This is a genomic window from Arthrobacter sp. G.S.26 (assembly GCF_050847375.1).
Taxonomy (GTDB): domain Bacteria; phylum Actinomycetota; class Actinomycetes; order Actinomycetales; family Micrococcaceae; genus Arthrobacter.
Genome location: NZ_CP193752.1, coordinates 2278096 through 2295329, shown reverse-complemented (window position 1 = coordinate 2295329; position 17234 = coordinate 2278096). Strand labels below are relative to the sequence as shown.

Below are 17234 nucleotides of genomic sequence, written 5' to 3'. Positions count from 1 at the left end.
GGCCAGCTCCCGGGTGTATCGTTGAGTATCGTTGTATATCGTTCGGCGTTGCAAAGGAGATCATCATGCGTGGTTCATATCCGGCAGGCGGATTCGGCGGCAGCAACAACATGGAGGGCATGTGGCAGGCCGTGGAGGAGTTGCGGTCCCGTTTCGAAAAGCGCGCCGGCACCCGGGCCGGCAAAGGCGAAGTCCGCGCGGCGGTGCTTGCCCTGCTGGCGGAACGACCCATGCACGGCTACCAGATCATCCGTGAAATCGAAGAGCGCAGCGGCGGCAGCTGGAAACCGAGCGCCGGGTCCGTCTACCCCACACTGCAGTTGCTGGCGGACGAGGGATCCATCCGGGCCGAAGAGTCCAACGGCCGCAAAATCTACTCCCTGACCGAAGCCGGCCGCGAGGAAGCTGCGGACTCCCACGCTTCAGCGCCCTGGGAGGAAGCCGGCGCCGCAACGGGCCCGGGGTTCGCCTCGCTCCCCAAGGCCGGCGTGGAGCTGGCGCAGGCAACCGCGCAGGTGGGCCGGACAGGTTCCGCAGAACAGGTGCAGCAGGCCGTCAAGGTCCTTGAAGACGCCCGCCGGCGGATCTATTCGATCCTCGCCCAGGATTGATGGGGGTGGCGTCGGCCCGCCGGGACCGGGCTGATCCGGTGTCCGGGGCCGGAAATACCCGAGCACGCTACCGCAGGATCCTGCGCTTTGCCGCGTGGCACCTGGCGGTGACCTGGTGGTTCGAACTGTTCCTCCCGCGCGTCGGGCTGGTCCGGATCGCCGAGCGGACCCGGACCGCACGGATGCTCAGGTTTGCCCGGCGCTTCCACGACCTCGCCGTTGACCTCGGCGGCCTGATGATCAAGGTGGGCCAGTTCCTCTCGTCCAGGCTGGATGTACTCCCGCCTGAAATCACCACAGAACTCGAAGGCCTCCAGGACGAGGTGCCCCCGGTGTTGTTCGCCGCCATCCGGGCCCTTGCCGAAGCGGAGCTCGGCGCGCCGTTCAGCCAGCGTTTTGCCTGGGTGGAGGAGACGCCCATCGCCGCAGCATCGCTGGGCCAGGCGCACCGCGCCCGGCTCCTCCCCGCTGACGCCGCCGACACCGGGCTGGAGAACGTAGTGGTCAAGGTCCAGCGGCCGGGCATCGACGCGATTGTCGACGTCGACCTGGCCGCCCTGCGCAGGGTGGGCGGCTGGCTCAGCCATTTCCGCCTTGTCTCCGACCGGGTGGACATGCCCGCGCTGGTGGAGGAATTCGCGCAAACGAGCTTCGAGGAGATCGACTACCTGCACGAGGCGGCCGGCTCGGAGCGCTTCGCCGCCGATTTCGCCGGCGATGTCCGGGTGGCGGTTCCCGCCGTCGTTTGGGAGCGGTGCACCCGCCGGGTGCTCACCCTCGAGGACGTCACGGCCATCAAGATCACCGACGTGGAGGCACTGCGGGCTGCGGGCATCGACCCGGTGGACGTGGCGCCGGTTTTTGCTGCCGTGATGTTCGACCAGCTCTTCACCAACGGTTACTTCCATGCCGACCCGCACCCGGGCAACATCTTCGTCACGCCCGTTCCTGCCAGGCCCGGGGAACCGGCCTGGAAACTGACCTTCATCGACTTCGGCATGATGGGCGAGGTCACGGCCGGGACCCGCAGCGGCCTGCGGAAGCTGCTCATCGCTGCCGCTTCCCGCGACGGCAAGGGCCTGGTGGCGGCGATCAGCGACGTGGGGGTGCTGATCCCGTCCGCCGACACCCAGGAGCTGGAACGGGCCATGACGCAGCTCTTCGCCCGGTTCGGCGGCATGGGCTTCGCCGAACTGCGGGAAGTGGATCCCCGCGAGTTCCGGGACTTCGCGGTTGAATTCGGCGACGTGGTGCGGTCGCTGCCGTTCCAGCTGCCGGAGAACTTCCTCCTGATCATCAGGGCCATGTCCCTGACCTCCGGGGTCTGCAGCTCCCTCGACCCGCGGTTCAATCTGTGGGACTCCGTGGAGCCCTACGCGGCCCGCCTGCTGCGCGACGAGCGCGGTAACCTCATCCAGGACGCGGGCCGGCAGGTGCTGGACGTGGCGGGCCTGGCGATCGGACTCCCCAGGCGGCTCGACGGCCTTATCACCAGGGCCGAGGAAGGCTCGCTCGCCGTGGGCAACCCCCGGCTGGAACGCCAGGTGGCGCTGCTCAACCGCGGCGCACGACGGGTCGCTTCGGTCCTGGTCTTCGGCGCCCTGCTGATCGCCGGGGCGGTGGTCCGCGGCGGGGACCCTGGGCTGGGCAACCTCCTGATGCTGGTCTCCGCGCTGCCCCTGCTGCATGGCCTCTGGGTGGGGCGCCGCGGGTGATCCTGTCAGGTCAGCAGGTTTTCGGCGGCCTGCTCAAATAACCTGCTTTCCAGTTTGTCCAGGGTGGCGGCGCTGCCCGCAACTTCGACGGTTCCGTCAGCGGTATCAAGGGGCAGGACCAGTGTCTTGCGTCCCAGCTGATTGAACTTGTCCCAGGCGGTGGGTGCTGACCTGGAACCGGACACCGCTTGCACCTTGAGGTCAAACGCAGCGCCCCTGGCGATGGTGGTTTTACCCAGGACCGGCTGGAACGTCAGCACACCCGGCGAAGCCAGGACCAGGCCGAAGTTCCACTTCCGGTATCGGTCGCCGTCCGGCGCTTCAGGACAGCGGAGGTGGCACTCAACCTGTCCGCTGTCGGCGAGCCGGCGCAGCGTTTTGCCCCGGTTCCGGAGCAGGAGTGCCACAGCTGAGCCCATCAGGACGACATAAATCGCGGTGCCGATGGCAGCATCCCCCGGTGTGTCTCCGGACAGGATTTTGAGGAGGAAGTTGACGCCACCCGCGGCCGCGACCAGCAGGACCATTAACCAGCGAACGCGTTTGATGTCCATGGTTCGCTATGCCCGGGTGTGGAACACGAGCCAGCCCACCAGGGTGGACAGGCCAGTCAGGACCGCACCCCAGATGACATCCACGATGATCAGCTGCAGGGGCCAGACCTTCAGGGTCGAGGCGTTGGTGAGGTCATAGGTGACATAGGCGAACGCACCCAGCGCGGCGCCGTAGCCCAGGGCCATCAGCCAGCTGCCGCCGTCGAGCGTTGGCCGGAGCGCAAAGAACACGATGCCGGCAATGTACAGGACGTAAAACGCCACGGCGTACCCTAGGTTGGGCTTGTCCGCCAGCAGCTCACCGATGTGGCTGCGGTAAAAGGGGTTCATAACCTTGAGCCACACGGCGTCGATCACGGCGAACGCGGCGGCCACAACGAGGAATTGCAAGATAACCATAAGGGAGCTTAGCAACATGGCGAACACCGTCCCGGGACCCCGTACCCTCACCGTGGTGCGGCAGGACGCCTCCCTGGGCGCTGCCCGGGACCTGGAGTTCGGCCTGGAACTGCTGGCGCGCGCGAAAACGGGGGACATCGGCCCCACCCTGAGGCTCTACCGGCCCGCGCCCACCGTGGCCTTCGGCCAGCGTGACACCCGCCTGCCGGGTTTTGACGCGGCCATGCAGGCGTGCCGGGACAACGGCTTCGAACCCCTGGTCCGCAGGGCCGGCGGCCGGGCCGCAGCCTACCACCAGGGCACCCTGGTGGTGGACCACATTGAGCCGGACCGCGACGCGGTGGCAGGGTCTAAGACCCGGTTCAGCCACTTCGGGGAGCTCTTCGCTACGGCCCTGCGCCGCGCCGGCGTACAGGCCGCCGTGGGGGAAATCCCCGGCGAATACTGCCCGGGCGAGTACAGCGTGCACGGCACGGACCCCGTGGACGAAACGCGCAAGGTCAAGCTGGTGGGCACCGCGCAGCGCGTGGTGGCGGGCGGCTGGCTTTTCAGCTCGGTGATTGTGGTGGAAAACTCGGCACCCATCCGGAGAGTCCTCACGGACAGCTACGCCGCGCTGGGCCTGGCGTGGGACCCTGCCACGGCGGGCGCTGCGGACGACCTGGTGCCCGGCGTGGATGTGGACGCCGTCGAGGCGGCCCTGCTGGCCACCTACGCGGGCCACGCCACCTTGGCCGAGGCGCCTTTCAGCAGCCTGGGGGCGTGACCCGCGGGTTACTGCTTAGTGGCCGCGGGCGATCCACTCGTCCAGGTTCGGGGCTTCGGCCCCGATGGTGGTGGTGTCACCGTGTCCGGTGCGGACCACCGTTCCGGCCGGCAGCGTGAGCAGCTCCCGGCGGATGGAATCGATGATGGTGGGGAAGTCGCTGTAGGACCGGCCCGTGGCGCCCGGTCCGCCCTGGAACAGGGTGTCGCCGGTGAAAACAGTGCTTTCGCCGTCCGGGCCATCCGCCAGGTGGAAGGATACGGACCCCGGTGAGTGTCCGGGCGTGTGCAGCGCCTTCAGCTCCAGTCCTGCCAAGGTGAAGACTTCACCGTGGCTGATGCTGTGCTCCGGCTCGGTGCCCGGGTAGACCGCCTGCCACAGCATCAGGTCCCCGGGATGAAGGTGGACGGGGGCCGGGACCAGGTCCCGCAGGGCGCCGACGGCGGCGATGTGGTCATCGTGCCCGTGGGTCAGGAGGATGGCCTTGAGGGTCCGGCCGGCCACGGCAGCGGCGATGGCTGCGGCGTCGTGGGCCGGGTCGATGACCACGCATTCGGCCTCGTCGCCGACGATCCAGACGTTGTTGTCAACGTCCCAGGTGCCGCCGTCGAGCGAAAACGTTCCGGAGGTGACCAGCCGGTCGATCCGCGCGGTCACAGTTCCACCACCGAGCGCAGGACGGAGCCGGAGTGCATCTTGTCGAAGGCTTCCTCGACCTGGTCAATGCTGATCCGCTCCGTGACGAACGCGTCCAGGTCCAGCTTTCCCTGCAGATACAGGCTGATGAGCATGGGGAAGTCGCGGGACGGCAGGCAGTCGCCGTACCAGGACGACTTGAGCGATCCGCCACGGCCGAACACGTCCAGGAGGGGCAGCTCCAGGGTCATCTCCGGGGTGGGCACGCCCACCAGGACCACGGTGCCGGCCAGATCGCGGGCATAGAACGCCTGCTTGTACGTTTCGGGACGGCCGACGGCGTCAATCACCACGTCCGCGCCGAAGCCGCCGGTCAGTTCCCGGATCTGTTCCACGGGGTCGCCGGCCGAGGAGTCAACAGTGTGGGTGGCGCCCAGGTCCTTGGCGCGTTCGAGCTTCTTGGCGTCGATGTCCACCGCGATGATGGTGGTGGCGCCTGCGAGCGCAGCGCCGGCGATGGCGGCCACGCCCACGCCGCCGCAGCCGATCACGGCGACGGTGTCCCCGCGCTTGACGCCGCCGGTGTTGATGGCCGCGCCGATCCCCGCCATCACGCCGCAGCCGAGCAGGCCGGCAGCGGCCGCGTCGGCGGCGGGGTCAATTTTGGTGCACTGCCCGGCAGCCACGAGGGTCTTTTCGATGAAGGCGCCGATTCCCAGGGCCGGGGAAAGCTCGGTGCCGTCCTCGAGAGTCATTTTCTGGGTGGCGTTGGCGGTGTTGAAGCAGTACTGCGGCTGGCCCTTGGCGCAGGCCCGGCACTCGCCGCAGACAGCGCGCCAGTTCAGCACCACTTTGTCCCCGGGAGCCACCTCGGTGACGCCGGCACCGACGGCGCTGACCACACCGGTGGCTTCGTGGCCCAGCAGGAACGGGAAGTCGTCGCTGATCCCGCCCTGCTTGTAGTGCAGGTCCGTGTGGCACACGCCGCTGGTGATGATGTCCACCAGTGCCTCGCCGGGGCCGGGATCGGGGACCAGGACGGTTTCCAGGGTTACCGGCGCACCCTTGGAGCGGGCAACGACACCTTTGACTTTATGGACCACGGAAGGCTCCCTTAACGCAGATAGACAGAACGGGACCAACACGTTGATGTTGGTCCCGTTCTGTCTATCACATGAGGCCGGTGCGCCCGGCCGCCGTGGTGCGTTCAGGCCGCCAGGCGGGTCCGGACCTCCGCCGCGGAAGGGTTGGTGGCCGCGGTGCCGTCCGGGAACAGGACCGTGGGGACCGTCCGGTTCCCGCCGTTGAGCTGTTCGACGAGTTCGGCGGTGCCGTCCACTTCCTCGATGTTGATTTCGGTGTAGCCGATGCCCTGCGCGTCCAGCTGCTTCTTGAGCCGGTTGCAGTAGCCGCACCAGGTGGTGGAGAACATGGTGATCGTGCCGGATTCGGGGGTGAAGTCCAAGGAATTCTCCTAAGCGTTGTGTTGTGGCCTCTGTCAGGGTCCTGCTCCCGTCAACGGCAGCGCGTTCCAGCATATTCCCCAGGGGATCCGGCCGGCTCCCGGTGCAGGATGACACCGGCAGCCCCCGATGGCATGCTGGTCCAATGTGTGGACGCTATGTGATGGCACGGGCAGTGGGGGACCTGCTGGCGGAGTTCGACGCCGAGCTGGAGGATGAGGTGAGCATCCCGCCGTCGTGGAATGTTGCGCCCACCGACGCCGTCCCCATTGTCCTGGACCGCATCAAGGGCGATGATGCGGCGCCCCGGCAGGTGCGCCAGCTGCATGTGGCGCGCTGGGGCCTGGTGCCGTCCTGGGCCAAGGACCCCGGCATCGGCTCCCGGATGATCAACGCCCGCAGCGAAACCGTGCTGGAAAAGCCTGCGTTCCGCAAGGCGGTCAAATCGCGCCGCTGCGCTGTCCCCGCCGACGGGTATTACGAGTGGAAGCAGGGCACGGGCAAGGCCAAGCAGCCGTACTACGTCCACCCTGGCGAGGGCAGGGGCCTGGTGTTCGCCGGACTGTATGAATGGTGGAAGGATTTGTCCGTTCCGGCGGGGGAGCCGGGCCAGTGGCTGCTCACCACCTCCATCCTGACCGCTGACACGCCGCCTCCCGGCAGCGAGTCCACGGTGTTCGGGAAGCTGACGGCGCTGCACGACAGGGTGCCGCTGCCCATGAGCGCCGAAACCATGGACGCCTGGCTGGAGCCGGACGCCACCGACGCCGCAGGGCTCGTGGACCTGGTGCGGGCCGGCGTCGTGGATGTGGCGGCGGACTGGCAGGTCGACTCCGTGGGGACCGCCGTGGGCAATGTCCGCAACAACGGGCCGGAACTGATCCGGCCCGTTGAAGCGCTCTTTTAGGCTAGAAGCGGATGGCGTCAATGACTTTGACGCGCACGGCCACCAGCGCCGGAACCGCTCCCGCAAGGGCCCCCACCAGGACTGCTGAGCCCAGGCCCAGCAGTGCGGCGTCCACCGGGAACGGCGGATAGGTGCTCAGCCCGGGCGCTATGGCTTTTTCCACCCAGGGGTTTTTGACCACGGCCACCGCCACCATCACGCCCAGCACGCCCGCAAAGGCGGTGGCCACCACGGACTCCATCATGACGCCCACAAAAATGCGGTGCGAACTGGCTCCGAAGCTGCGCCGGATGCCGATTTCCCGCACCCGGTAGCGGACCGTGACCATGGAGATATTGAGCATCCCCACGGCCCCCAGCAGGAGGACCAGGCCGGCGATGCCGCCCACGGCAAGCTGGACCACCGCAAACGGGTCGCCCTGGCTGGCGTAGTCCGCCCTGTCCACCTGGATATGAATGCCGGGGAACTGCGCCTGAAGATCGGAGGCGATGGCGGCCTTCAACGGCTCAGCTTGCTCCTGTCCCACCCAGAACTTGAACTGCCCGGACCCGCTGAGCGGAATGTCCGCGGCGGCAGCGGCTGCACTAAGGATGAAGGCCGACGGCGGTGCCTGCTCCCAGTCGTCCGGGACCACGCCGATGATGACGGCGGTCGCCGGGCCCGCGCCCAGGATTCCCACGCCGGGGTTGGTGGTGAGGTTGGGCCTGCCGGCCAGGTTGTAGAACGCCTCATTGACCACCACGGCCGGCGCCAGGCGGGTTTCGTCCCCCGCAGTGAACCAGCCGCCCTGTTCCAAGGTGAGGCGGTGGATGGTTCCGTACCCGGGGTCCACCACCTGCAACTGGACCCTGCGCACTCCGGTGGGGAACTGGAAGCCGTTTTCGGCCTGGTCCACCGAGGTGTAGTAATCGATTCCGTACCGGGCCACGATGCCCTGGTAGGCGGCGGTGAGCGTCGCCGCGTCCGGAGCCGTGGGGCCGTACACCCCAACACCCAACGTGGCGGAGCGGCCGCCGTTCCGCTCGGAATTCGCCGTCAGGCCCTTCCGTGCCAGGTTGCCCACGCCCACCACCGATGTCAGGGCCGCAACGGAAAGCGCCACCCCCACCAGGGCCAGCAGGATGCGGGTTTTGTTGATTCGAAGCTCCTGCCAGGCTTCCAGCAGGGCAGAGACAACGCCGGTCATGCCGTTGCCGCCGCAGGGACGGAAAGGGCGGACAGGACGCCCTGGTCGAGGCGGTAGCAGGACCTGGCCAGCGCCGCGACGTTAACGTCGTGGGTGATGGTCACCAAAGCCGCACCCGACTCCGTCGCCACGGTGTCAAGGAGCGCCATGACCGCCTGGCCGGTATCGACGTCGAGCGCCCCCGTCGGTTCGTCGGCGAGGATCAGCCGCGGCCGCCGGACCAGCGCCCGGGCAATCGCCACGCGCTGCTGCTCACCGCCGGACAAAAGGGCGGGATGGGTGCCGGCGCGGTGGGACAGGCCCACCCGGTCCAGCATGTCCATGGCCAGTTCCCTGCGTTTCCAGAAATCCCGGCCCGTGGCGTACATCAGCGGGGTGACCACGTTCTCCAGGGCACTTCGGCCGGGAAGGAGATTGAATTGCTGGAACACAAAGCCAACGGAGCTGCCGCGCAGCCTGGCCCGGGCATTGCCGCTGAGTTGCCGGGCCGGGACGCCCATAAACGTCAGCTCACCGGCAGTAGGCAGGTCCAGCAACCCCAGCAGGTTCAGCAGCGTTGATTTTCCGCAGCCGGAGCGGCCGATGATGGCCGTGTGGTCACCGCTGCAGATGCTCAGGTTGATCCCACGGAGGATGTGCAGCTCCTGATCGTCCGGAAGCAACACCGAACGGGTGACGCCGGCCAGGTCAATCAGTTCTTCAGCCACGCTCAGCCGCCCATGGGGTAAGCGCCGGGAATGCCGGCGTCGGGCTGGCCGGGTGCGCCGGGGACGAACTCCAGGATGGCGTCGCCTTCGGCCAGACCGGAGACCACCTCCACCATTGCGCCGTCGTTGAGCCCCAGCTTTACTGTGCGTTGTTCCGGTTCGGCTGCGGGCGGTGCTGCGGCGTCGGCGCCGGTTGAAGTTGCGTCGGCAGCACCGTTTGCCGCACCTTCGGGGGCCGGGGCGGCCATCCAGACGATGCCATCAGCGACAGTTCCCCGGACGGCCGTCAACGGGACGGCGATGACGTTCACGGATTCGCCGGCTGTGACCGTCATGGTGGCGCCGAGCCCGGCGAAAACGGTGATGTCCGCAGGAACAGGGCAGCTCAGCCGGCCGGTGGCGGCACCCCCGGCCGCGGGCGCCCCGTTACCCGGCACCGGCATGATGGCTGCGGCAACGGAGCGGGCAACCCCTGCGGTGCCACCGGAGCCGGACCCCTCGGACGCAGCGGCGATGCTGGTCAGGACAGGGTCGGCGCAGCTGAAGGGGGCGGGACCGCCAATCACGCTGATCTCCGCTGAACCTGGTTTGGCCAGCAGCCGGTACTGCTGGGCAGCGTCTACGGTGCCGCTGACGGTGAAAGTGCCCGGATCCACAGTGCCCGCAACCTCGCCCACACTGACCTGCTGGTCGATGATGACGGTAAGGGTCTTCAGCACCCCGGTGGAAGCAGCCAGCACGTTGGTGTAGGTGTACGTGGGCTTCGCGGCGGCCGGCATCGCCGGTGCAGAGTCCTGCTCCGCGTTTCCCCCGGCCGGTGCGGCGGCTGCCGGCGCAGTGCCTGCCTCCGGCTGCACCTCGCTGCGCACCTGGAACAGCGGGTCGCCGTTGCGTACGGGTGCGCCGGGTTCGAGGAACACGTGGTTGACGGTGCCTGCGACCGTGTTGCGGACATCGGCCGCGGCGTCGCTCTGGACCGTTGCTTCGACTTCCACCCGGTTTGTGACGGTGGTGCGGCTTGCCTGGAACACCGGTGTGGCGATGGTGGCGGCAGGACCGGCGAGGGCAGGTTCGGCCCTGAGCCCGTCCACGAATGCGATCTTCACCAATGCCACGGCAATGACTGCAAAAACCACCAGCCAGGCGATGGGCATGATGACACGCCGGAATATTCTCATTGCTTCCCCCCAATATTTTTACCTCCACGGGATTGCGTCGTGGAGATGCATACGGAGAATATACCTGCTGGTGGGGTGGGGGTTTTGTCATACGTGCGGCGTTACCCGGCTGCGCCTGATCCGTGGGGGAAGTCGACTCCCGAGGGCATGCTTGGGTACCCTCGGAGCATGGCAACAATTCAAGGAAACGACCGGGATGCCCTCGCCGACAAGGAACAGCTCGCTGCCGTCCGGATTGCCGTAGACGAAGTGGATGACCAGATTGTCACCCTCATCGCCCGCCGCGAACGGCTGATCCGCATCGCCGGAACGCTGAAGGGTGATGACGCGGAGGTCCGCGCGCCGGGCCGCGTTGAACGGATCATCGAACACGTCCGTACCGCAGCGGAACGCAAGGACATCGATCCGGACATCGTTGAGTCCACGTACCGCGCCATGATTTCCGGGTTCATCGAACTCGAAATGCGTGTCCACAAGGAAAGCAGCTGACCCTTCCGGTCAGCTGCCCGCTTCACCTGCCTGCCCCACCCCCTGCGTTGTCCTATCACTTATGGTCCCCAAATCGGCTTTTGGGGACCATAAGTGATAGCGCAACGGGGTGGACTGCGGCATATATCAGAGTGCCTCCCGGACCGGAACCCCCGATTGGAATTCGCGCCCGTCAGCGTCGCTGAAGGCGGACATCACATGGCCTTTGCCCAGGCCGTGGACCGCAGCCATGGGGAAGTTGCCGGTAATGCTGCTGCCTGAATGGGACACCCCGGCCAGGTCGTAGTTCTCCTCAGTGCCCTGCTCATGGCTGAACGAGTAGAACGCGATGGGTTCGCCGTTCATGAATTCAATGCCCAGCCGCCGCTGGGAAGAGTAGTCAGGACTGGCCGCCACCAGCCCCACCACATAGGCGCCGGAACCCGGGATATTGCCCTCCACCTCGAAAGTGGCCACCAAAGTGGCGTCCTGGGCTTCGATGCTGACCTGCTTGAGGAGTGCGTCATGGGTGCTCATGGCACCATCCTGCTCCCTGCCGCCCGGTCCGTCCACCCTGCCTATGTTTTGGCCATGGGGGAGCGTAGGATTGGATTATTCGAACACATATTCGAATAAATCCAATCTGCGGGTCAGGAGGCACCATGGGCTTGTTCAGCGAATCCGTGGACGTAGCCTGCTCGGCGGACGGCCAGCCGGAAAGCGTCCTGTGGTCCGGACGCTCCTATTCCGTCTGCGCCGAATCAGTCCGCTGGTATGAACGCCGCCAGTGGTGGGCTGAGGAAAGCCGCGTCCCGTTGGGCAGCGGGCCGGGGATGGTGGATCACGAAATCTGGCGGATCCAGGTGGTTCCCGTCCCGCCCGCCGGGAAAAGCACTCCTGTTCCAATGGAACCGCTCACCCTCGACCTCACCCGGCACGCCGCCAGTGGCCGATGGCGGCTCCTCCGTATCCACGATGCCCTGCGCCTCAACGACACCTCGGGTCCCAAAACAGCATGAGCTTTACGCATTTACACGTTTCCACCGCCTTCAGTGCCCACTACGGGGTGTCATGGCCGGAGGAACTGGCACAGGCTGCCAAGGCTGACGGGGCCACCGCGCTCGCCTGCACCGACCGGGACGGGCTCTACGGAACCATCAAGCACCTCAGGGCATGCATGGCTGAAGGCCTGGATGCCATCGTGGGGGTGGACCTCGCCGTCTTTGATGACGAAGGCGACCACCGCACCCAGGTGGCGGGACGGGTGGTGGTCCTGGCCCGGGGCCACAATAACGGCGCCGGGTACCGGGCCCTGTGCCGGCTGGTCTCGGACGCCCATGCCCGCACGTCCGGAAAAGCCGGGGGAGCGGTTCCTGTCGCCGTCACCCGGGCGGAACTGGCTTCACGCACCCTGGACCCTTTGACCCTCAAACCCGTCCTGACTGTACTGATCGGTCCCGACTCGGATGTGGGACGGGCCATGGGCGGCAGGCGGTACCTCCGGCCCCGCACACTCTTCAAAGCCTGGCTCGATGCCATGCCGGCCGGAACTGTGGTTACCGAGATTGTCACCCAGCTCAGCACCCCGGGCATGCCCCTCAGCACAGCACATGCCGTGCGGATGCTCAGGCTCGCGGAGGAACACCACGTCCCGGCCATCCTGACCAACGCGGTGCGTTACTGCGGCGCTGACGGTGCACCCACCGCTGATGTGCTGGACTCTGCCCGGACCCTCAAATCCCTCCCCGAGCTGGCGGCTGAACCCATCCTGCAACCCACAGGCCAGGGTTGGCTCAAAACGGGGGAGCAGATGCTCCGCCTGGGCAAGGAAGTCATTGCCGCCGCGGGCTTCGGGACAGCGGACCTCACACAGCTGATGGCACAAACCGAGGCGCTCGCCGATCGGTGCCGGATGGATCCGCACACGGACATGGGATGGAAGCAGCCGGTGGTCCCTGAGGCCTCGGTCCTTGGCATCAGCCAGCACCCGCATACCGAACTGGTCCAACGCTGCGAGGCCGGAATTACCCGACGGTTCCCCGGCATTGCCGGCAGCCAGGAGGCCGAGATGAAAACCCGGCTGGAGCACGAGCTGGTCATCATCAGCAACCTCGGCTTCTCCGCCTATTTCCTCACCGTGGCGGAGGTTTCCCGGATGATCCAGGACATGGGGGTCCGGGCCGCTGCGCGCGGGTCCGGGGCCTCGAGCCTGGTCAACTACCTGATCGATGTGAGCCAGGTGAACCCGCTTCAGCACGATCTCATCTTTGAACGCTTCCTGTCCCGGGACCGCGCCACCCTCCCGGACATTGACATCGACGTCGAAAGCGCTGAGCGGCACAACGTCTACCACCGGATCTTCAAACGGTTCGGCTCGGAACGGGTCACCCTCATGAGCATGCAGAACGGATACCGGGCCAGGGGTGCCGTCCGGGATGCCGGCATGGCGCTGGGCATGGACGACGGCGAAGTAGGCGAAATCGCCAAACAGCTGTGGCGTTTCTCCGCAAGGAAGTTCCGGGAAGCGCTGCAGGAAAAGCCCGAACTGCGCCAGTTCGCAGGCCGGGTTGAACAGCGGGACACGGACGGAAACCAGCAGCTGGACCTCCTGGTTGACCTGACGGAACGCCTGGACCGGCTGCCGCGGCACATCTCCATGCACCCCTGCGGAGTGATCCTGGGGGATGCCACCCTGCTGGACCGCACCCCTGTCCAACCCAGTGGGCTGGGCCTTCCCATGAGCCAGTTCGACAAGCACGACATGGACCCCATGGGCATGCTCAAACTTGATGTCCTGGGGGTCCGGATGCAAAGCGCCATGGCTTTCGCTGTCCGGGAAATCATCCGCATCCACCCCTCCAAAACCCAGGTGGTGGCTGCCGGCAGCCACCCGGTAGGCCCGGACGGGGCTGGACCCGACTACATCGCCGCTGACGGCGCCATCGACCTGAACGCCGTTCCCCTGGACGATGAGGCCACCTTCGAGCTGATCAGGAGCACCCATACGCTGGGATGCTTCCAGATCGAATCGCCGGGCCAGCGTGAGCTGATCGGCAAAATGGCGCCCCGGGAATTCAACGACCTCATCATCGACATTTCACTGTTCCGGCCAGGTCCCATGAAGTCGGACATGGTGCGGCCGTTCCTGGAGCACCGGCACGGGTTCGCCCCGGAGGTGTACCCCCATCCGGACCTGAAACCCGTGCTCGCCGAAACGCATGGGGTCACCGTGTTCCACGAACAGATCCTGAAGACCTTTAACGTCATGACCCATTGCGGGTTGGCGAAAGCCGACGAATTCCGCCGTGCCCTGGGTAACGAAGCTAAAGAACCCCTGGTGGAGGCCTTCTTCCGCAAAGCGGCCAGGGAACGCAACTACACCCCGGAGGTGGTGGACAAGGTCTGGGGAACGCTGAAGGCCTTCGGCAGCTTTGGCTTCTGTAAGGCCCACGGGGCGGCCTTCGCCGTGCCCACCTACCAGTCCGCCTGGCTGAAAGCCCACCACCCGGAGGCCTTCCTGGCAGGGTTGTGGGAGCACGATCCCGGGATGTATCCCAAGCGGCTGCTGGTGGCGGAAGCCCGGCGCCTTGGCATTCCCATCCTGCCTTTGGACATCAACCGCAGCGGTGCCCAATACCGGGTGGAGCGGGTCGACGCCGGAAAGGACGCCGGGAAACTGGGCATCCGACTGAGCCTGAACGGGATCTACGGGTTGTCAGCCACCGAACTTAAAAGGATCGTGGCGGGGCAGCCCTTTGACTCCCTCGCCGACCTGAGGGCCCGGTCCCGGGTCAGCAAACCCACCATCAAACGGCTGGCGCAGCTTGGCGCGTTCGATTTCCTGCACCGAGAAGCCGGCGGAACAGCCAACCGGGCCGACCTGGTGCACCACCTGCAGCAGATGCAGGGCAAAGGAACCCGGAAGGGCATCGAAGTCCTGGAAGGACAGCTTGCGTTGCCCTTGGGGGACGTGGAACTGCAGAACATCAAACCCGGCCTGCCTGCACCCACCCTGGTGGAAAACGTCCGGGCAGAACTCGACCTGATGGCCATGGACGTCAGCAGCCACCTGATGGACAGCCACCGGCCCATGCTGGACAGGCTGGGCGTGACCACAGCAGACAAGCTGCTGTCGCTGCGTAACGGCACGGAGGTCCTGGTTGCGGGCGTGCGGATCGCCACCCAGACCCCGCCGATGCGCGGCGGCAAGCGGGTGGTGTTCATCAGCATCGACGACGGCACCGGCTGCATCGATTCGGTGTTTTTCCACGAGGCGCAGGAAAACGCCGGGCTGTTCCTTTTTGGCACCCGGCTGCTGCTGATCCGAGGCACCACCCGGCGCACGGGCCCCCGCGGAATCAGCCTGAGCGCCAGCATGGCCTGGGACCTGGGGCAGCCGGAATCGTTGCCCTTCCCGGACCCCAACAGGCCCGGCACTGACGTGGAACATCCCCTGGACGGCATCAGCCGCACGCTGGCCATCACTGGATTCAGCGGCTGATGCCCGAGTGTGCCGCGTTGGTGGCCCCCCGCGGAACCGATAGCATTGACGGTGGCTGGCTGTGGTCCCCGTATGCCACAAGCTATGAAGCCTACAACTTTGAATAGGAGACACCCGTGTCAGATGCCCAGCAGATCACCCTCATCGTCGATGGCGAAGAGACCAAGGTGACTACCGGGACAACCGGTGCGGAGCTCTTTTTTGAACGCCGCGAGGTGGTTGTTGCCCGTGTCGACGGCGTCCTGAAGGACCTGGACCAGGAACTCCCCAACGGTGCCAGCATCGAAGCCGTCACCATCGACTCCCCCGACGGCCTGGACGTGCTCCGCCACTCCACCGCCCACGTGATGGCCCAGGCCGTCCAGCAGCTGCGCCCCGACGCCAAGCTGGGCATCGGCCCGTACATCACGGACGGTTTCTATTTCGACTTCGACGTGGCCGAGCCCTTCACCCCCGAGGACCTCAAGACCCTCGAGAAGATGATGCTCAAGATCGTCAACCAGAACCAAAAGTTCGTCCGCCGTGTGGTCACCGAGGACGAAGCCCGCGAAGCCATGAAAAACGAGCCCTACAAACTCGAACTGCTGGGCAAGAAAAACGACGCCGCAGACGCAGGCGAAGGCGTGAACATCGAGGTGGGTGCCGGCGAGATCACCATCTACGACAATGTTGAACGCAAGGAAGGCACCACCGTCTGGTGCGACCTGTGCCGCGGCCCGCACCTGCCCAACACCAAACTCATTTCCAATGCGTTCGCGCTGACCCGCTCGTCCTCCGCCTACTGGCTGGGTGACCAGAAAAACCAGCAGCTCCAGCGGATCTACGGCACGGCCTGGCCCACCAAGGACGACCTGAAGGCCTACCAGGAGCGCATCGCCGAAGCCGAACGGCGCGACCACCGGAAGCTCGGCGTCGAGCTTGACCTGTTCTCCTTCCCGGACGAACTGGGTTCGGGCCTGCCGGTCTTCCACCCCAAGGGCGGCATCATCCGCAAGGAGATGGAGGACTACTCCCGCCAGCGCCATGTGGAAGCCGGCTACGAGTTTGTCTACACCCCGCACATCACCAAGGGCCACCTCTATGAAGTCTCCGGGCACCTGGACTGGTACAAGGACGGCATGTTCCCGGCCATGCACGTGGACGCCGAACTCAACGAGGACGGCACCGTGCGCAAGCCCGGCCAGGACTATTACCTGAAGCCGATGAACTGCCCCATGCACAACCTGATTTTCCGCTCCCGCGGCCGTTCCTACCGGGAACTGCCGCTGCGGCTCTTCGAATTCGGCTCCGTGTACCGGTACGAAAAGTCCGGCGTGGTGCACGGCCTCACCCGGGTACGGGGCATGACCCAGGACGATGCCCATATCTACTGCACCCGCGAACAGATGAAGGAAGAGCTCACCAAAACGCTCACCTTCGTTCTTGGGCTGCTCAAGGATTACGGCCTGAACGACTTCTACCTGGAACTGTCCACCAAGGACCCCGTCAAGTACGTGGGCGACGACGACACCTGGGAAGAAGCCACCAGGACCCTCGCCGAGGTGGCCCAGGAGTCCGGGCTGGACCTGGTCCCGGATCCGGGAGGCGCAGCCTTCTACGGCCCCAAGATCTCCGTGCAGGCCAAAGACGCGCTGGGCCGCACCTGGCAGATGTCCACGATCCAGCTGGACTTCAACCTTCCGGAGCGCTTCGAACTGGAATTCCAGGCCGCGGACGGCACCCGCCAGCGTCCCGTGATGATCCATCGGGCGCTCTTCGGTTCCATCGAACGGTTTATGGGCGTGCTGACCGAACACTACGCCGGCGCGTTCCCGGCCTGGCTCGCGCCGGTCCAGGTGGTGGGCATCCCCGTGGCGGAAACGTTCAACGAATACATGTTCGACGTCGTCGACCAGCTGAAGGCGGCCGGTATCCGGGCCGAGGTGGATACATCCTCCGACCGCTTCCCGAAGAAAATCCGCACCGCCAGCAAGGACAAGATCCCGTTTGTGCTCATCGCCGGCGGTGACGACGCCGATGCCGGGGCCGTCTCATTCCGCTTCCGCGACGGAAGCCAGGACAACGGTGTGCCGGTCGCGGAAGCCGTCAAGCGGATCACGGAAGCCGTCCGTAACCGGACCAGCTAAGGGAACGGAACAGCACC

Annotated in this window: 17 protein-coding genes; 8 read left to right on the top strand and 9 right to left on the bottom strand. The window is 66.2% G+C overall.

Annotation, left to right across the window (positions count from 1 at the left end; translation table 11 throughout):
- The first annotated feature begins 65 nt into the window (after nt 1-65).
- Nucleotides 66-611 (top strand): PadR family transcriptional regulator, encoded by a 546-nt coding sequence (locus tag ACRB8A_RS10415; protein WP_050687960.1) that lies wholly within the window; start codon nt 66-68, stop codon nt 609-611.
- Nucleotides 611-2326 (top strand): ABC1 kinase family protein, encoded by a 1716-nt coding sequence (locus tag ACRB8A_RS10410; RefSeq protein WP_050687959.1) that lies wholly within the window; start codon nt 611-613, stop codon nt 2324-2326. The genes ACRB8A_RS10415 and ACRB8A_RS10410 overlap by 1 nt, the downstream gene beginning before the upstream one ends.
- Nucleotides 2327-2331: 5 nt before the next feature.
- Here the strand turns inward: ACRB8A_RS10410 and ACRB8A_RS10405 are convergent, their stop codons facing one another.
- A complete protein-coding gene (locus tag ACRB8A_RS10405) occupies nt 2332-2880 on the bottom strand; it encodes a hypothetical protein (protein ID WP_432244646.1) in 549 nt (182 codons plus the stop codon).
- Nucleotides 2881-2886: 6 nt separating this feature from the next.
- A complete protein-coding gene (locus ACRB8A_RS10400) occupies nt 2887-3279 on the bottom strand; it encodes a DUF2177 family protein (protein ID WP_050687957.1) in 393 nt (130 codons plus the stop codon).
- A gap of 16 nt (nt 3280-3295) precedes the next feature.
- On the opposite strand from ACRB8A_RS10400, the gene ACRB8A_RS10395 reads away from it, so the two are divergent.
- Nucleotides 3296-4045, top strand: coding sequence for a lipoate--protein ligase family protein (locus ACRB8A_RS10395; protein ID WP_432244645.1), 750 nt, complete (start codon nt 3296-3298; stop codon nt 4043-4045).
- A gap of 15 nt (nt 4046-4060) precedes the next feature.
- Here ACRB8A_RS10395 and ACRB8A_RS10390 read toward each other — a convergent pair whose 3' ends face one another.
- The 3 genes from ACRB8A_RS10390 to ACRB8A_RS10380 form a co-directional block, all read right to left on the bottom strand.
- Nucleotides 4061-4702, bottom strand: coding sequence for an MBL fold metallo-hydrolase (locus tag ACRB8A_RS10390; RefSeq protein ID WP_432244644.1), 642 nt, complete (start codon nt 4700-4702; stop codon nt 4061-4063).
- A complete protein-coding gene (locus ACRB8A_RS10385) occupies nt 4699-5784 on the bottom strand; it encodes an S-(hydroxymethyl)mycothiol dehydrogenase (protein ID WP_432244643.1) in 1086 nt (361 codons plus the stop codon). The genes ACRB8A_RS10390 and ACRB8A_RS10385 overlap by 4 nt, the downstream gene beginning before the upstream one ends.
- Before the next feature lie 104 nt (nt 5785-5888).
- A complete protein-coding gene (locus ACRB8A_RS10380) occupies nt 5889-6146 on the bottom strand; it encodes a mycoredoxin (RefSeq protein WP_050684421.1) in 258 nt (85 codons plus the stop codon).
- Nucleotides 6147-6289: 143 nt separating this feature from the next.
- On the opposite strand from ACRB8A_RS10380, the gene ACRB8A_RS10375 reads away from it, so the two are divergent.
- Nucleotides 6290-7051, top strand: coding sequence for an SOS response-associated peptidase (locus ACRB8A_RS10375; RefSeq protein WP_432244642.1), 762 nt, complete (start codon nt 6290-6292; stop codon nt 7049-7051).
- Nucleotide 7052: 1 nt separating this feature from the next.
- On the opposite strand, the gene ACRB8A_RS10370 is transcribed toward ACRB8A_RS10375, so the two are convergent.
- The 3 genes from ACRB8A_RS10370 to ACRB8A_RS10360 are packed head-to-tail and all read right to left on the bottom strand — an operon-like array spanning nt 7053 to nt 10098.
- Complete coding sequence (locus ACRB8A_RS10370) at nt 7053-8237, bottom strand: ABC transporter permease (protein ID WP_432244641.1); 1185 nt, start codon at nt 8235-8237, stop codon at nt 7053-7055.
- Nucleotides 8234-8944 carry an ABC transporter ATP-binding protein gene (locus ACRB8A_RS10365; protein WP_432244640.1) on the bottom strand — a complete coding sequence of 237 codons (711 nt, stop codon included), beginning with the start codon at nt 8942-8944 and terminating at the stop codon, nt 8234-8236. Before ACRB8A_RS10365 ends, ACRB8A_RS10370 begins: the two co-directional genes overlap by 4 nt.
- A 2-nt stretch (nt 8945-8946) precedes the next feature.
- The gene (locus ACRB8A_RS10360) at nt 8947-10098 is read right to left on the bottom strand and encodes a hypothetical protein (protein WP_432244639.1); all 1152 of its coding nucleotides are present in this window, start codon (nt 10096-10098) and stop codon (nt 8947-8949) included.
- Between the two features lie 192 nt (nt 10099-10290).
- On the opposite strand from ACRB8A_RS10360, the gene ACRB8A_RS10355 reads away from it, so the two are divergent.
- Nucleotides 10291-10611: a chorismate mutase gene (locus tag ACRB8A_RS10355; protein WP_050684425.1), complete on the top strand. Its 321-nt coding sequence runs from the start codon at nt 10291-10293 to the stop codon at nt 10609-10611.
- 126 nt (nt 10612-10737) lie between these two features.
- On the opposite strand, the gene ACRB8A_RS10350 is transcribed toward ACRB8A_RS10355, so the two are convergent.
- Nucleotides 10738-11127: a hypothetical protein gene (locus tag ACRB8A_RS10350; RefSeq protein WP_050684426.1), complete on the bottom strand. Its 390-nt coding sequence runs from the start codon at nt 11125-11127 to the stop codon at nt 10738-10740.
- Between the two features lie 125 nt (nt 11128-11252).
- Between ACRB8A_RS10350 and ACRB8A_RS10345 the strand changes: the two genes are divergently transcribed.
- The 3 genes from ACRB8A_RS10345 (at nt 11253) to thrS (ending at nt 17217) form a co-directional block, all read left to right on the top strand.
- Nucleotides 11253-11609 carry a DUF6504 family protein gene (locus ACRB8A_RS10345; protein ID WP_050684427.1) on the top strand — a complete coding sequence of 119 codons (357 nt, stop codon included), beginning with the start codon at nt 11253-11255 and terminating at the stop codon, nt 11607-11609.
- Nucleotides 11606-15091 (top strand): DNA polymerase III subunit alpha, encoded by a 3486-nt coding sequence (locus ACRB8A_RS10340; RefSeq protein ID WP_432244638.1) that lies wholly within the window; start codon nt 11606-11608, stop codon nt 15089-15091. The genes ACRB8A_RS10345 and ACRB8A_RS10340 overlap by 4 nt, the downstream gene beginning before the upstream one ends.
- Before the next feature lie 116 nt (nt 15092-15207).
- Nucleotides 15208-17217, top strand: coding sequence for a threonine--tRNA ligase (gene thrS, locus ACRB8A_RS10335; RefSeq protein WP_432244637.1), 2010 nt, complete (start codon nt 15208-15210; stop codon nt 17215-17217).
- Nucleotides 17218-17234: the final 17 nt, after the last annotated feature.

What these genes read in the sequence shown, in the direction of transcription:
- ACRB8A_RS10415 (WP_050687960.1), top strand. Translation starts at nt 66, where the DNA reads ATGCGTGGTTCATATCCGGCAGGCGGATTCGGCGGCAGCAACAACATG.
- ACRB8A_RS10410 (WP_050687959.1), top strand. Translation starts at nt 611, where the DNA reads ATGGGGGTGGCGTCGGCCCGCCGGGACCGGGCTGATCCGGTGTCCGGG.
- ACRB8A_RS10405 (WP_432244646.1), bottom strand. Translation starts at nt 2,880, where the DNA reads ATGGACATCAAACGCGTTCGCTGGTTAATGGTCCTGCTGGTCGCGGCC.
- ACRB8A_RS10400 (WP_050687957.1), bottom strand. Translation starts at nt 3,279, where the DNA reads ATGGTTATCTTGCAATTCCTCGTTGTGGCCGCCGCGTTCGCCGTGATC.
- ACRB8A_RS10395 (WP_432244645.1), top strand. Translation starts at nt 3,296, where the DNA reads ATGGCGAACACCGTCCCGGGACCCCGTACCCTCACCGTGGTGCGGCAG.
- ACRB8A_RS10375 (WP_432244642.1), top strand. Translation starts at nt 6,290, where the DNA reads ATGTGTGGACGCTATGTGATGGCACGGGCAGTGGGGGACCTGCTGGCG.
- ACRB8A_RS10370 (WP_432244641.1), bottom strand. Translation starts at nt 8,237, where the DNA reads ATGACCGGCGTTGTCTCTGCCCTGCTGGAAGCCTGGCAGGAGCTTCGA.
- ACRB8A_RS10360 (WP_432244639.1), bottom strand. Translation starts at nt 10,098, where the DNA reads ATGCCCATCGCCTGGCTGGTGGTTTTTGCAGTCATTGCCGTGGCATTG.
- ACRB8A_RS10355 (WP_050684425.1), top strand. Translation starts at nt 10,291, where the DNA reads ATGGCAACAATTCAAGGAAACGACCGGGATGCCCTCGCCGACAAGGAA.
- ACRB8A_RS10350 (WP_050684426.1), bottom strand. Translation starts at nt 11,127, where the DNA reads ATGAGCACCCATGACGCACTCCTCAAGCAGGTCAGCATCGAAGCCCAG.
- ACRB8A_RS10345 (WP_050684427.1), top strand. Translation starts at nt 11,253, where the DNA reads ATGGGCTTGTTCAGCGAATCCGTGGACGTAGCCTGCTCGGCGGACGGC.
- ACRB8A_RS10340 (WP_432244638.1), top strand. Translation starts at nt 11,606, where the DNA reads ATGAGCTTTACGCATTTACACGTTTCCACCGCCTTCAGTGCCCACTAC.